Here is a 13,430-nt window from a genome sequence, read left to right as displayed (position 1 = left end):
CCGCACTCCGCCCCCAGGCGTACCCGAACCGCCGCGGCCTCGTCCGAACGGCAGACCCGCGCCGGGGGAGCCCGCGGTGCCCGCCGCACCGCGACCGGCCGGCCGCGGTCACCGCCTGACCCGGCTGCGGACGGCGAGCGCGGCGAGACCGAGCAGGACGGGCTCACCGATCCGGGACGCCATCTCGACCACCGTCCCCGGCAGCGTCAGGTTCTGCCCGCTGGACCGGAACACCACGGAGTTCACCACCACCAGCGCGGCCTTCCCCGCCCGCTCCTCCGTGACCCGCCGCGACCAGGGGAGCGACAGCACCGGGTCCGGCGTCCTCGTCGCCAGCGTCACGGTGCCGCCGCCGTACGTCCCGGCGGTCCGCGGGTCCGGCGCGTCGTCCGGCAGCCCGAACAGCACCGTCAGGAGCAGGGTCGTCGCCATCGCCGCCAGCAGCCAGGAGAGCGCCCGGGAGGCCCGCAGCCCGTAGCCGGACGCCAGCCAGTACAGCCACAGCAACCGGCGCTCCGCCCCCGGCCGCCGCCGGTCGTGCCGGCGCATCTCCATCTCGCCGTAGTAGAAGTCCGCCGCGTCCGGCTCGTTGCTCGCCTCCTCGAACGCCTTCCGCAGCTGCTGGTACACCCCGGCCAGGTCCTCCGGCCCCGCCTCCCGCTCGGGCGTCCCCCGGTGGGGCCCCGCCGGCCACCCCCGGCCCCCCGCCCCCCCCCGCTGCGCCCGCCAGTGCTGCTCCTCGGCGAGGACCTTCCGCGGCGACCAGCGGGCGGGGAAGGGGCCGCGACGGTGCGGGGCGGCCGGCGGGCGGGCGAAGCGGCAGCCGAAGCCGATCCGGATCTGGTCCAGGTGGAAGGCGCCGGTGAACTGGCACCGGCTCAGATCGACGTCGGTGAGGACCAGGTGGGCCGCATCCACGCCCTCCAGCGAGGCGAGCCGGACCTCCGCCGGGGCACCGCCCGCGGCGAGCAGACCCTCGTCGAGCGCGGCGCCGTCCGGCCCGTCGAACGGCACGGGCCAGAGCTGAACCGCGGTCGGGGCGGACAGCGTGGCGCGGCTCAGCTGCAGCGTCGCGTACCGCAGGCGCAGCACCGCCGAGCCCTCGAAGGAGGCGCGCTCGCAGGTCACGGCGGCGGCGGACGCCTCGACGGTGACCTGCGACCCGGTGAAGCGGGCGCTGCCGAAGCCGACGGTGCCGGCGCAGACCAGCGGGCCCAGGTGCTGCAGGCCCTCGAAGGTGGCCCGGTCGAATCGGGCCGTGCCGGCGAAGGCGGCCGCGTCGAACCGGGCGGTTCCGGTGAAGAGGGCGGCGTCGAACAGCGCGGTGCCGGTGAAGGCCACCGCGTCGAAGCGGGCCGTACGGGTGAAGCGGGCCCCGGTGAACCGGGCGGTGCCGTGGAACCGCGCCGCGTCGAACCGGGCGTCGCGGACGAACTCGACCGTGTCGAACCAGGCCTCGCCGGTGAACGCCGCCTTGTCGAACCGGGCCGTGCGGGTGAAGACGGCCGAGTCGAACCAGGCGGTGCGGGCGAACGCGGCGGCGCCGAAGCGGGCGGTGCCGGTGAAGACGGCCAGGTCGAACCAGGCGTCCCGGGCGAAGGCCGTCGCGTTGAACCGGGCGTCGCTGTGGAAGGTCGCCTCGTTGAACCGGGCGTCGCCGCTGAACACGGCCTCGTTGAACCAGGCGTCCCGGGCGAAGGAGGCCGCGTCGAACCGGGCGGTGCCGGTGAAGGTCGCCGCGGTGAAGACCGCGGCGTCGTCGAAGTCCGCCGAGTCGAACGGGGCTTCGCCGGTGAAGACCGCCCGGGTGAAGTCGACCCGCCCGAAGCGGGGACGTCCCGTCCCGGTGTCGGTGCACGCGGAGCGGAGCGCACGCAGCAGGTGCTCGTCCAGCGTGGTGCCGCGCAGGTCGAGGCTGCTGCCGGGGGCGAGGGTGCCCAGAAGGGCGGTGCGGTCCGCGTCCGCCATGTGGCGCAGGCACCGGGTGCCGGAGCCGGCGCGCACGCCCGGGCAGCCCGCCGGGTCGCCGGTCGACGCCCCTTCTCCGCAGGGTTGCCAGGGGGACGCGGTGGTGCCGAGCACTGTCGTCATGGCGGTGTTCTAGCCGCGGCCCGGGCGTCCCACGCCACGGACGGGCGGACTGTGACCGATCCCGGACCACGCCGGCCCGGCCGGCGACCGCCGGACCGCGCGGGCCCGCCCGCCTCCGGCTCCTCGCGCGTGCGCGGCCCCGCCCGGCATCGGAGCGGACGGGGCCACGCACGCGTGGGGCTGCGGTCAGCCCATGCTCTTCGAGCCGTCGAGGGACTCGCGGATGATGTCGGCGTGGCCGGCGTGCTGCGCGGTCTCGGCGACGACGTGCAGCAGGACGCGGCGGGCCGACCACTTCTCGTCGGTGAACCACGGTGCCTTCGGCAGCGGCTGCGCGGCGTCCAGGTCCGGCAGGGCGACGACCAGGTCGTCCGTGCGGCGGGCGACCTCCTCGTACGCGGCGAGCACACCGGCGAGCGTCTCACCCGGCAGCATCCGGAACTCGTCGGCCCGGCGGGCGAAGTCCGCCTCGGTCATCGCGGTGAAGTCGGGCATCGCCGACGGGCCGTCCACGATGAAGGCCGCCCAGGTCCGCTCCACCGAGGCGACGTGCTTGATCAGGCCGCCCAGGCACAGCTCGCTCGCGGTGGTCCGCTGCCCGGCCTGCTCGTCGGTGAGGTCGCGGGTGGTGAAACGCAGGAAGTGGCGCTGCTTGGCCAGTGCCACCAGCAGGTCCGCCCGCTCGCCGGTGGGCGCGTCCGCGGCGGTGGTGGCCGCGGCAGTGGTCTCGTCGATGGTGCGGATCTCGGTCACGGTGTGCGCCTTCCGTCGGTACTGCTCTGTCGGTCGGGTTCCACGTTAGGGACCGTTCAGGTCAGCCCCTGACCTGAATCGCGGCGGAACTCGGAGAATCGGCGAAACCTGCGACCGGACACTGCGGCCGCCCGCTCCTGCCCCCTGACGGACGGTCGTCGGGCGCAGATCCGGCCGGGCTCCTGCGGACGCGCAGTCACCCGGCCGGTCAGGTGCGGAGCGGGACCGGCGGGCCGGTCCCCGCCGTCACGGGTTGATCTTGGTGACGGTCATCTCGATCGGCCAGCCGTTGCTGCCGCAGCTCAGCACGGAGGCCTGCTCCATGCCGCGCGAGCGCTTGCCCTCGGAACCGAGGTACGGGCCGTTGACCCGGCCCGGACCGGCGCACTTGGCCTTGACGTACCAGGTGCCACTGCCGCGGGTGCACCAGCCGACGGCGTTGTGCTCGTTGTCGTGGGAGACGTAGGCGGTGCAGCCGCTCGGGCCGCCGGGGGCGGCCTCGGCCACGGGCGCGGCGAAGAGGGTGGCGCCGGCGGCCACGACGCCGGCGAGCGAAACGGTGAGGCGGGTGATCCTGTGCGAACGGTTCATCAAAGTCCTCGAAACGAACGGGGAATGATCGGAGTGCGAATGCACTTGGACAAGCCTGGCAAGCGTCCGATCCGCATCACCTCGTACTTTGGGACGACTCTGCCCCCGCCGTCGGACCTGTGTCCTACCCGCCGGTAGGCGGGGGGGCGTACAGATAAGGGATCGCTGTACGGACAAGGGGGCGTTCCGGCCTTGCGGTGCCTCGCTCCGCCCGCCTGCCGGGCCGGGCGGCGGCCCGTCCCGGCAGGCGGGCGGTCAGCGGAGCGCGGGGACCAGCAGGGCGGCGGTACCGGCGATCAGAGCCTCGTCGGCGGTGGCGTACGGCTCCGGCCCGGTGGACAGGACGGAAAGGACCACGGGCGTCCGGTCTGCGGTCCAGGCGATCCCGACGTCGTTGGTGGTGCCGTAGCTGCCGGTGCCCGTCTTGTCCGCCAGCGCCCAGTCGGACGGGAGGCCGGCGCGCAGGCGGGCGGCGCCGGTGGTGTTGCCGAGCATCCAGGTGGTCAGCTGCCGCCGGTCCCGCGGTGCGAGCGCGGTGCCGAGGACCAGGTCGGTGAGCGTCCGCGCGATGGCGGCCGGACTGGTCGTGTCGGTCACCCGTCCCGGCTCGGCGGAGTTCAGCGCCGGCTCCCACCGGTCCAGGCGCGTCACCCGGTCGCCGACCGACCGGCAGAAGCGGGTGATCGCCGACGGGCCGCCCAGCTCGCGGAGCAGCAGGTTGTCGGCGGCGTTGTCGCTGTGGTCGAGCGCCGCCGCGCACAGCTCGGCGACCGTCATGCCCGCCGCCAGGTGCTCGGGAGTACCGGTGACCGGAGCGTAGCCGGAGTCGGCGACGTCCTGGGCCGTGTAGCGGATGCGCCGGGCGAGGACCTCCCCGTCCCGGTCGAGGTCCCGCAGCACGGCGGCCGCCGTCACGATCTTGTGCACCGAGCAGATCGGGAACAACTCGTGCGCGCGGTACCGCACCTGCGCGCCCGTCACCGCGTTCCGTGCGAACACGCCCAGCCGGGCGCCGTGCTCACGCTCCAGAGCGGCCAGCGCCCGGCCGACCCCGCCCCCGTCCTGCGGTACCCCGCTCGCCGCAGCAGCCCGCCCACCCGTCGCCACCGCGGCCGCCAGAACCGTCCCGGCCCCCATCCCCAGGACCGCCCGTCGGCTCGTACGCTTCCCCGTCGTCGTCATGCCGGTCTCCCTCCGTCGGACATCTGTCCCTGCCTGAGACGCCCCTGGACCCCGTTCAGTTCGTCGTACACGATGGATGGCCGTCGTGCGTGTCGCCGACACGGAGGAGGCCGGACCTCGTCGCCGTGAACCGATCAACAGTCAGGAGCCTTTCGGCCGGCCGGGGGTGGGGCAGGCCCCCGGGTGTGGGGGAGGGCGGCATCAGGGCGGGTCCGGGGGGCGGCCGGATCGTTCCGGGCGGTCCGGGCGCGAAGACTGTTCGGCATGCGAATCGTTCACGCCGCGGCCGCCGCCGCGCTCCTCGCCCTCCTCGGAACCGCCGTGCCGGCGAGCGCCGCCACCCTCCCGGACGCGCCGCCGGCCACGCAGTCCGCCGGGCCGAGCCCGCTCGCCTGGGGCGCCTGCGCCGACACCGCGGCCGACAGCCGCCAGCAGTGCGCCACGCTCGATGTGCCGCTCGACCACGGCCGTCCGGACGGCCCGCAGATCGGCCTCGCGGTCTCCCGGATCAACGCCGCCCGCCCCGAACTGCGCCGCGGCGCCCTGCTCATCGTCCCCGGCGGACCCGGCAACTCCGGCCTCAACGGCCCCACCAGCGCCGTGCGGCGGCTGCCGCAGTCCGTCCTCGACCGCTACGACCTGATCGGCTTCGACCCGCGCGGCGTCGGCCGCAGCAGCCCCGTCGACTGCCACCTCGCCCACGAGGACCTGTCGATGACCACCGTGATGCCCTGGCCGGCCCCGGACGGCTCCGTCACGGGCAACCTCGCCGCCGCCCGCCGGATCGCCGACGCCTGCACCCGCAACGGCGGCCCGGTGCTGCGCAGCATCAGCACCCGCACCGAGGCCCGCGACATGGACCGCATCCGGCAGGCCCTCGGCGAACGCCGGATCTCCGCCTGGGGCGTCTCCTACGGCACCTACGCCGGCGCGGTGTACGCCACCGTGTTCCCCGGGCGCACCGACCGGATCGTGCTCGACAGCAACGACGACCCCGACCCGCGCCGCGTCGAGCGCGGCTGGCTGGCGGCGTACGCCCAGGGCGCAGAGGACCGCTTCCCGGACTTCGCCGCCTGGTCCTCCGGCCCCGCCGCCGGCGATCTCCGGCTGGCCGACACGCCGCAGCAGGTGCGCGAGCAGTTCCTGCGGCTCGCCGCCCGCCTGGACGCCGCCCCGCTGCCCTGGCCCGGCGCCAACCCGGCCCGCCTCGACGGGAACGCCCTGCGCGCCGCCATGCTCGACGCCCTCTACGACGACGCCCGCTTCCCCCGGCTCGCCCGGCTGATGCTCGCCGCCGACGGCCGCGGCGAACTGCCCGCCGCCGCAACCCCGCCGGACGCCGCCGTGCAGAACACCGTCGCCGTCTCCGTCGCCACCCTGTGCAACGACGTCCGCTGGCCCCGATCCGCCGACGCCTACGCCCGCGCCGTCACCGCCGACCGGACGGCGCACCCGCTGACCGCCGGCATGCCGGTGAACGTGGTGCCCTGCGCCTTCTGGACGCAGCAGCCCGCCGAACCGCCGACCGAGGTCACGCCCGACGGCCCGTCGAACGTCCTGATGGTGCAGAACCTGCGCGACCCCGCCACGCCCTACAGCGGCGCCCTCCGCCTGCGGGCCGCCCTCGGTGACCGGGCCCGCCTGGTCGGCGTCGACTCCGGCGGCCACGACGCCTACGCCGCGCACGGCAACGCCTGCGGCGACCGCCTGGTCACCCGGTTCCTCGTCGACGGCCGCCGGCCCGACCACGACACCCTCTGCCCCGCCGAGCACTGACGCCCCGCCGAGCACCGGCGCCGCGCCCGACCTGCCTCTTCCGTGCCCGTCCCGCCCCCTCGTGCTCGTCGCGACGGCGGGTGGGACGGGCAGGCGCCGGTCAGCGCTGCAGGTACGGGAGCGTGAACCCGGGCGAGGCGTAGACCCCGGCCTGAGGCGCGTCCGGGTCCGCCGGGCGGTCGGCCCCGGGCACGTCGGCCGCGTACGCCTCGGCGTCGTCCACGGGCGTGTAGCCGAGGACCGCCGGATCGGGAAGCTCCCAGAAGCGGCGGGTGTTCGCGGAGACCGCGTACACGGCGGCGAAGCGGGTGGTGGGCGCGGCGGTCAGCGCCGCCCGCACGTAGCCGACGGCGTCCCGCGGACTGAGCCAGGTCGCCAGGTGGCGGGGCTCGGTGGGGACGGGCTCGAAGCTGCCGATCCGCAGACAGACCACGGACAGGCCGAACTTGTCGGCGTAGAGCCGCCCGAGCGCCTCGACCGCCACCTTGCTCACCCCGTACAGACCGTCGGGCCGGACGGGCTCCCGAGGCCCCGTCAGGTGACCCGCCGGGTAGAAACCGGTCACCCGGTTGCTGCCGGCCAGCACCACCCGTCCGATGCCGAGACGGCGCGCCGCCTCCAGCACGTGGTGGGTCCCGAGCACATTGGCGTCGAGGAGGTCCGCGAGCGGCGCCTCGTCCGGCACACCGGCAAGGTGGAGCACCCGGTCGGCGCCCGCGAGGGCGGACTCCACGGCGGCGGCGTCCCCCAGGTCGACGGTGTGCACCACCTCGTTGTCCGCCTCGGCCCGCAGCGGCACCCGGTCGAGCAGGACCATCCGCCCCGCCTCGCGCCGGAGCGCCCTGCGCACGACGGACCCGATGGTCCCCGCTGCGCCGGTCAGCGCCACCGTTCCCAGCTCCACCGCGGCCTCCCCCGTGATCGTCGGACCTCCGCATCCTCCCTGCCGGGCGGCCGGGGATCAAGCGGCGGCCGACCCGCACCGGCCGCCGTGCGGGCCGGGCGGCGCGGACCGGTCGGCGGCCGCGGTCAGGGGTGCATGCGCGCGCCCTTGAGGACCTTGTCCACCGAGTTCCGGGGCCCGTGGACGCCGACGCCGACGAGGTCGAGGTGGGCGGTGGGCACGGCCCGTACGGCGGCCCGGTTGTCCCGGTCGTTGCCGGTGGCGAACAGCTCCGAGGTGAACACCGCGACGGGCAGCGAGCGGGACAGCGCACGCCCGTGCGCGGCGCTCAGGAGCTCCTTCGTCCCCTCGAAGACCAGCACGGGCTGACGGAACATCGGCAGGTACCCGGTGCCGTCCGCGTCCTCGTACGGCTCGCCGATCACCTCCGGAGCCGCGGTGCCGAGCCCGCTCACCAGGAAGGCGGTCACGTTCAGCCGCTGCCAGGGTTCGAGGTCCTCCCGCAGCAGGACGGCGATCTTCGTGTCGAAGCGCACAGGGGCGTCGTCGGTGGGCGGCGCGGTCTCTGCCGCGGCGCGGGTGTCGGTCCGGTCCGTTCTCATGCCACGAGACTGCAGGCCGCCCGGCCCCGCCGTCTTGTACGTTCTTTGCATGGCACCGCAGCAGGAGGTCTCCGCCTGGCGACCCGCCGTCCCGGGGGTCGTGGAGGTCCTGCACGCCCGCTTCACCGAGCACGCCTACCCGATGCACGTCCACGACGCCTGGACGGTGCTGATCGTCGACGACGGCGCCGTCCGCTACGACCTCGACCGGCACGAGCGCGGCACCCCGGGCGGCACCGTCAGCCTGCTCCCGCCGCAGGTTCCGCACAACGGCTCGCCGGCCACCGCGGACGGCTTCCGCAAGCGGGTGCTCTACCTCGACATGACGCAGCTGGACGCCCGCCTCATCGGCCCCGCGGTCGACGGACCCGACCTCACCGACCCCCTCCTGCGCCGGCGCGTCGGCCAGTTGCACACCGCCCTCGCCGCCCCGGGGGACGAACTGGAGGCGGAGAGCCGGCTGGCCCTCGTCGTCGAGCGCCTGCGCCACCACCTGCGGCCCGGTCCGGACGGCCGCGCCGGCGGCCCGGCCCGCGGTCTCGCGCACGACCTGCGCGACCTCCTGGACGCCCGGCTGCTCGACCGCCTCACGCTGGACGGGGCCGCCCACCGGCTCCACGCGCACCCCGCCCACCTGGTGCGCGCGTTCAGCACCGCCTTCGGCATCGCACCCCACCAGTACGTGATGTCCCGCCGCGTCGACCTCGCCCGCCGACTGCTGCTCGGCGGCCGGCCGCCGGGCGAAGTCGCCACCGCCGCGGGCTTCTACGACCAGTCCCACCTCACGAGGCACTTCAAGCGCGTCCTCGGCGTGCCCCCGGGCCGGTACGCCCGCACGGGACGCCCGCCACGGAGCGGCTGAGGACGGCAGGGCCGCCCTGCCCCGGTCCCGGCGGCCGCACCGGCAGTCCGGTGGGCCGCCGGTGCGGGCCGGACTGCCGGGCGGGCAGCACCGCCGGGGTCAGTAGGGCCCGTTGACGTTGTCGATGGAGCCGTAGAAGTGGGCCGCGTAGTTGCAGGCGGCGGTGATGTTCGCGACCGGGTCGTAGATGTCCGTGGACGTACCGGCCACGTGGTAGGCCTGGAAGGTCGGGTCGATCACCTGGAGCAGGCCCTTCGAGGGGTGACCGGCGGCGGCGTTGGAGTCGGTGAGGTTGATGGCCTGCGGGTTGCCGGACGACTCCCGCATGACGTTGCGGTAGATCCCGTCGTAGGTGCCGGGGATGTGGTTCGCGGCCATCACGGTCAGCGCCTGGTTGATCCAGCTGTCGAGGTCGCCGGTGGCCTTGGTGGTCGGGGCGGCGGACGCCTGCGTACCCGTCGCCGCGGTGGCGGGTGCGGCGCCCTGCGCGGTGGACGGCGAGGTGGACTGCGTGCCGGCGGACTGCGTGCCGTACGAGCCGTGGCCCTGCCACCCGGTGCCGCCTGAGGAGCCCGTCCAGGTGTGGGTGGAGCCGGTGCTCCCGTCCCAGGACCGGGTGGCCGTGCGACTCGCGGCCGTCGTGGCCGAGCCGCCGGTTGTGGTCGACGCCGTGGTGGCCTTCGTGGCCGTGGTGGTCGGGCTGGTGGTGGCCGGTGCGGTGGTGTGGTGCGCGCTGTGTCGCCAGGTGGCCGAGGTGCCGTCCGACCCGGCGGTGCGCTGGGCGGGTACCCCGGTGCGGTGCGCGGCCCGGGTGGTCTGCGCCGAGGGGGAGGTGCTGCGCTGCGCGGGGACCGCTCCGGTGGTGCGGTGCGCCGCGGCCGTCGTCGGACGGGCCGACGTGGCCGTGCTCCACGTCGTGGATTCGTGCTGGGAGCTCCCGCTGCTGGTCGCGGCGGTCGCTCCCGACCCGGTGTGGGCGGAGGCGGTGTTCGCGGTGGTGACCGCGACGGCCGCGGTGGCCAGGGCTGCGGTGGTGATCCACCGGCCGGACAGCAGAACGGCGGGGACTCGGCGCGGGCGGGCGTGCTTCGGCATGGGGGCTCCGGTACGCGGGGGCGACTGGTCGCACAAGGGGGAGAGGGGGACGGTGGCGGCGCACCGCACGCACGGGCAGGCTCGGGCGCCGTGCGGGGGCACGGGGTGTCCGAACGGATGCCGCAGGGGCGTGTACGGGGGAGTGGAGGCGCGCCGCGGGGGCCGGGCGGGCACGGCAGTGCCGGCGGGCCCGGGGCTCAGTGGGTACGGCGGGGTACGGCGGACGGCGCCGCGGCCGGGGAGTCGGCCGGTAGGGGGAGTGGGCCGTCGCGGGCCGGACCTGCCGGGAGGGACGCCGGTGGTGCCGGCGGTCTCGCGAAGGGTTGCGGGGACAGCGCTCTGCACGAGGCTGCCCCGAGGGGGCGGTGATCACCGCTCGGGGGCACGGTGCGGGCTCGGCGGAGGGCGGGGCCGTCCGGCGGTGGAGGACGGTTCGCCGTGCGGGGTGTCGGTGGTGGTTGTCACGGTGTCACCTCGACGGGAGGGGCGGGGTGGTGGGCACGCAGGGGCCACCTGGCCGGACGTGTCCGGCCGAGGCCGGGGCCCGGTGCCACACGGTTCCCTGCGGAAACTCGTCGGTGCACTGACCGACGGGGTTGCAGTTTTCTATCCTCCCGGCGGCAGCGGAGTCCAGACTTTTCCTGGAAAAGGGCCCAAAGGCGGCGGACGTCACAAAAGCGTGCGCGGATTGGGGTATTTGAGGGTTTTGGGCGATTTGCGCGGTGTGAGAGGAGCGCGCCGGAGGCGCTGGGGGCGCGGTACGGCGGTCGCACGGCGGCCCGCACCGCCGGGGCGATCCGTCCCCTCGGAGGGCCTCGCCCCGGGTCCTCGCGCGGGGTGGCGTCACCCCGTCCGTCCCGTCCGGGAGGTCGGTCCTCGTCGTCCGCCCGGGCACCCCAGCGGGCCCACAGGCCTCCTCGGCGGTGACCGGCCGCTCGGCGGTCGTGAGCTGCGTCACCCGCCGCTCGATCTCCGCCTCGTCCGCCTCCTGGTCGGGAAGGGGGCCGTCCGCCACGAACGCTCGCACCTCGGGGCGCATCCCCGAATGATCGACTGCGGCGGACCGCGCCGACAAACCGCCGTACTGCGGGGCCGGGACCCCGGACGACGCTCCGCGCCGGCACCGCTCCGCGCCGGCACCGCTCCGCGCCGGCACCGCTCCGCGCCGGCACCGCTCCGCGTCACGTCGGCGCCGCCCGCCCGCCGCCCTTCGCCCGGCACTCCGCCGACCGTGCACGCGCAGACCGGTCGGGTCGCGTGCACGCCGACCGGCTACTCTGCCCGCTCATGGACGAGGGTTTCGACGCGCGAGCGGTCAGGGCCGTACGGGGAATCGACGTGCGCGGCGTCAGGGCCATGCCCGAGGCCACCGCATGCCCGGAGTGCGGAACCGCCGTACGGGCGGCCGGCCCGGGGCGCCGGCCGGTGTACTGCACCCGGTCCTGCTCGTCCAAGGCGTACCGGCGCCGCCGCGCCGAGAACCACGACCGCGCGGTCGCGGAGGCCCTCATCGCCTCCCGCGCCGCAACCCCCGGAGGCTCCGACAGCTCCGACGCCACCGACCCCGCCGCCCGGCACCTGCTCGACCTCGCCGACGCCGTCCAGCAGGCCGCCGCCCGCTTCCTGGAGAACCTGCAGAACGCCCGGCACGACGGCCCGGACGAGAACGCCGGCCACGCCCTGGACCGACTGGAACGCAACATCGCCTCGGCCACCCAGGAACTGCTGCGCACGGCCCGCCTGCTGCGCTCCCGGATCCCCGCCGACCGCCCCGGGCCGGAGGGCGCCGACGCCGGCACCGGCACCGAACCGACTGGCCCCGACACCTCCCCGCGCGTCGGCCCGGACCCTGCGCCCCCGCGCGTCGAAACCCCGCCGCAGCCCCGGCCCCGACGGCGGTTGCACCACGGCCCGGTCCCCGCACCGGCCTCCGAACAGCCGGACTCCGCCCCGTGCGGCCGAGCCGCGCCGGACACGGACACGGACACGGACACGGACACGGACACGGACACGGACACGGACACGGACGCGGCTCCGGAGTCGCACGCCGGCTTCGGCGCGGGCACCGGTGCGGGCAGCGGCGCGCCGCTGCGTCTGGCGCTCGCGGCCGAGCGCACGTCCCTCTCGCCGCTCGCGCGGGGCCTGGGCGCCCCGACCGGGACGTGGAGCGTCGAGGACGGCACCCTGCTGGTCGACGGCTGGGAGGCCGATCCGGGTGTGTTCGCCGTCCGCCACCCCGACGGCCGTCCCGCCGGCTGGGTCGCCACCGTCGGCGAGGACTGGGGAACGTTCATCGACGGCCGCATGGTCACCGACGCCGCCGACGGCGAGCCCTGGCTGTCCCAGGACGCCCTCTACGCCGTCTCCCTGCTGCAGATGGCCCTCGACCAGCACCTCGGATGACCCCGACCCGGCTGCCGGCCTTCGCTGCGACCGGCACGCGATCGTGACACCGTTCCTGCCGGGTAGCCTCGGACTCGGCGCGCCGACGCGGGCCGAGACTGACGGATCGTCCGCCCGGCACCCGGCGTCCTCCGAGGAGCCGTCGGCGCGCGTGGCCGTGACGTGTGGAGCATCCCGGAGGTGAAGCATGCCGAGGCGTGACTACGTGGAAGATCCCGCCGCGCCGAAGGCGAACTCCCTGGTGCCCGCGGCGTCGGTGGTCGTGGTCGACGACCGCGGCCGTGTGCTGCTGCAGCGCCGCACCGACAACGGCATGTGGGCCCTGCCGGGCGGCGCGATGGAACTCGGCGAGTCCCTGGCCGGCTGCGGCATCCGGGAGACCCGCGAGGAGACCGGCATCGACGTCGAGATCGTCGGCACCTACAGCAACCCGCACCACGTGTTCGCCTACGACGACGGCGAGGTCCGGCAGGAGTTCTCCGTCTGCCTGCTCGGCAGGCCGGTCGGCGGCCGACTCGGCATCTCCGACGAGTCGCTGGAGGTCGCCTGGTTCACTCCGGCGGAGACCGACGAACTGCCCATGCTGCCGTCGATCCGCAGGCGCCTGGCCGACTGGCGGTCCGGGGCGATCCCGGTGGTCCGCTGACGGCCGCCGTGCCCGGCTGAAGGGGCGTCGGGTGGCCGCAGCCGGACCGGCCCGATGTTGTGTCGGCGCATGGATGGGTACGGTCCCGGCATGGAGAGGCTGACGGTCGTTCCCGAGAAGGTGGCCTGGGTTCTGGTACGTGGCGGCCGGGTGCTGGTGACGCGCAGCCACGGCATCGACGTCTTCTACTTCCCCGGCGGCAGGAGGGAGCCGGGGGAGTCCGACGCCGAGACCCTGGCGCGCGAGATCGACGAGGAACTCCGGTCCCGGGTGGACACGGCCACGATGGTGCACGTGGGCACCTTCGAGACGCGGAGGGATTCCGACGGAAGCACCGAGTTCCGGATGATCTGCTACACCGCCGACCACACGGGCCCGCTGGTCCCCGCCCACGAGATCGCGGAGCTGGACTGGTTCGGCTACGCCGACCGTGCGCGGGTCTCGGCCGTCGACCGGATGGTGTTCGACCTGCTGCACTCCTCCGGCCGACTGCCCTGAGGTGTGCCGGGGTGCGGGGCCGAGGCC

12 protein-coding genes are annotated in these 13,430 nt (G+C 75.5%); 5 read left to right on the top strand and 7 right to left on the bottom strand.

Features of this window, described 5'->3' with window-relative positions; genetic code table 11:
* Positions 1 to 108: 108 nt before the first annotated feature.
* The 4 genes from IE98_RS0117260 to bla form a co-directional block, all read right to left on the bottom strand.
* Positions 109 to 2,091, bottom strand: coding sequence for a pentapeptide repeat-containing protein (locus IE98_RS0117260; RefSeq protein WP_078661083.1), 1,983 nt, complete (start codon positions 2,089 to 2,091; stop codon positions 109 to 111).
* 186 nt (positions 2,092 to 2,277) lie between these two features.
* Positions 2,278 to 2,835 (bottom strand): DinB family protein, encoded by a 558-nt coding sequence (locus IE98_RS0117255; protein ID WP_030269848.1) that lies wholly within the window; start codon positions 2,833 to 2,835, stop codon positions 2,278 to 2,280.
* 255 nt (positions 2,836 to 3,090) lie between these two features.
* Positions 3,091 to 3,435, bottom strand: a complete 345-nt coding sequence (locus IE98_RS0117250) for a hypothetical protein (RefSeq protein WP_030269846.1) — start codon at positions 3,433 to 3,435, stop codon at positions 3,091 to 3,093.
* A gap of 255 nt (positions 3,436 to 3,690) precedes the next feature.
* A complete protein-coding gene (gene bla, locus IE98_RS0117245) occupies positions 3,691 to 4,617 on the bottom strand; it encodes a class A beta-lactamase (protein ID WP_030269845.1) in 927 nt (308 codons plus the stop codon).
* Positions 4,618 to 4,881: 264 nt separating this feature from the next.
* Here bla and IE98_RS0117240 point away from each other — a divergent pair, with 264 nt between their 5' ends.
* The gene (locus IE98_RS0117240) at positions 4,882 to 6,393 is read left to right on the top strand and encodes an alpha/beta hydrolase (protein WP_030269843.1); all 1,512 of its coding nucleotides are present in this window, start codon (positions 4,882 to 4,884) and stop codon (positions 6,391 to 6,393) included.
* A gap of 100 nt (positions 6,394 to 6,493) precedes the next feature.
* Here IE98_RS0117240 and IE98_RS0117235 read toward each other — a convergent pair whose 3' ends face one another.
* Positions 6,494 to 7,297 carry an NAD-dependent epimerase/dehydratase family protein gene (locus IE98_RS0117235; protein WP_106976606.1) on the bottom strand — a complete coding sequence of 268 codons (804 nt, stop codon included), beginning with the start codon at positions 7,295 to 7,297 and terminating at the stop codon, positions 6,494 to 6,496.
* 125 nt (positions 7,298 to 7,422) lie between these two features.
* Entirely contained in the window at positions 7,423 to 7,899 is a 477-nt protein-coding gene (locus IE98_RS0117230) for a DUF2000 domain-containing protein (protein ID WP_052390624.1), read from the bottom strand.
* 49 nt (positions 7,900 to 7,948) lie between these two features.
* Here IE98_RS0117230 and IE98_RS0117225 point away from each other — a divergent pair, with 49 nt between their 5' ends.
* Positions 7,949 to 8,761, top strand: coding sequence for a helix-turn-helix transcriptional regulator (locus IE98_RS0117225; protein WP_030269838.1), 813 nt, complete (start codon positions 7,949 to 7,951; stop codon positions 8,759 to 8,761).
* Positions 8,762 to 8,860: 99 nt separating this feature from the next.
* On the opposite strand, the gene IE98_RS50860 is transcribed toward IE98_RS0117225, so the two are convergent.
* Positions 8,861 to 9,856, bottom strand: coding sequence for a transglycosylase SLT domain-containing protein (locus IE98_RS50860; RefSeq protein ID WP_234443575.1), 996 nt, complete (start codon positions 9,854 to 9,856; stop codon positions 8,861 to 8,863).
* Positions 9,857 to 11,143: 1,287 nt separating this feature from the next.
* Here IE98_RS50860 and IE98_RS51950 point away from each other — a divergent pair.
* From IE98_RS51950 to IE98_RS0117205, 3 genes are all read left to right on the top strand, one after another.
* On the top strand, positions 11,144 to 12,259 hold the full coding sequence (locus tag IE98_RS51950; protein ID WP_159400951.1) for a hypothetical protein: 1,116 nt from the start codon (positions 11,144 to 11,146) through the stop codon (positions 12,257 to 12,259).
* 187 nt (positions 12,260 to 12,446) lie between these two features.
* Positions 12,447 to 12,905 (top strand): NUDIX hydrolase, encoded by a 459-nt coding sequence (locus IE98_RS0117210; protein ID WP_030269832.1) that lies wholly within the window; start codon positions 12,447 to 12,449, stop codon positions 12,903 to 12,905.
* A 90-nt stretch (positions 12,906 to 12,995) separates the two neighbouring features.
* Positions 12,996 to 13,403 carry an NUDIX hydrolase gene (locus IE98_RS0117205; protein WP_030269830.1) on the top strand — a complete coding sequence of 136 codons (408 nt, stop codon included), beginning with the start codon at positions 12,996 to 12,998 and terminating at the stop codon, positions 13,401 to 13,403.
* The last annotated feature ends 27 nt before the right edge of the window (positions 13,404 to 13,430 follow it).

It is taken from the genome of Streptomyces sp. NRRL B-24484 (assembly GCF_000717715.1).
GTDB lineage: Bacteria > Actinomycetota > Actinomycetes > Streptomycetales > Streptomycetaceae > Kitasatospora.
This window is presented reverse-complemented; position numbering and strand designations above follow the sequence as displayed.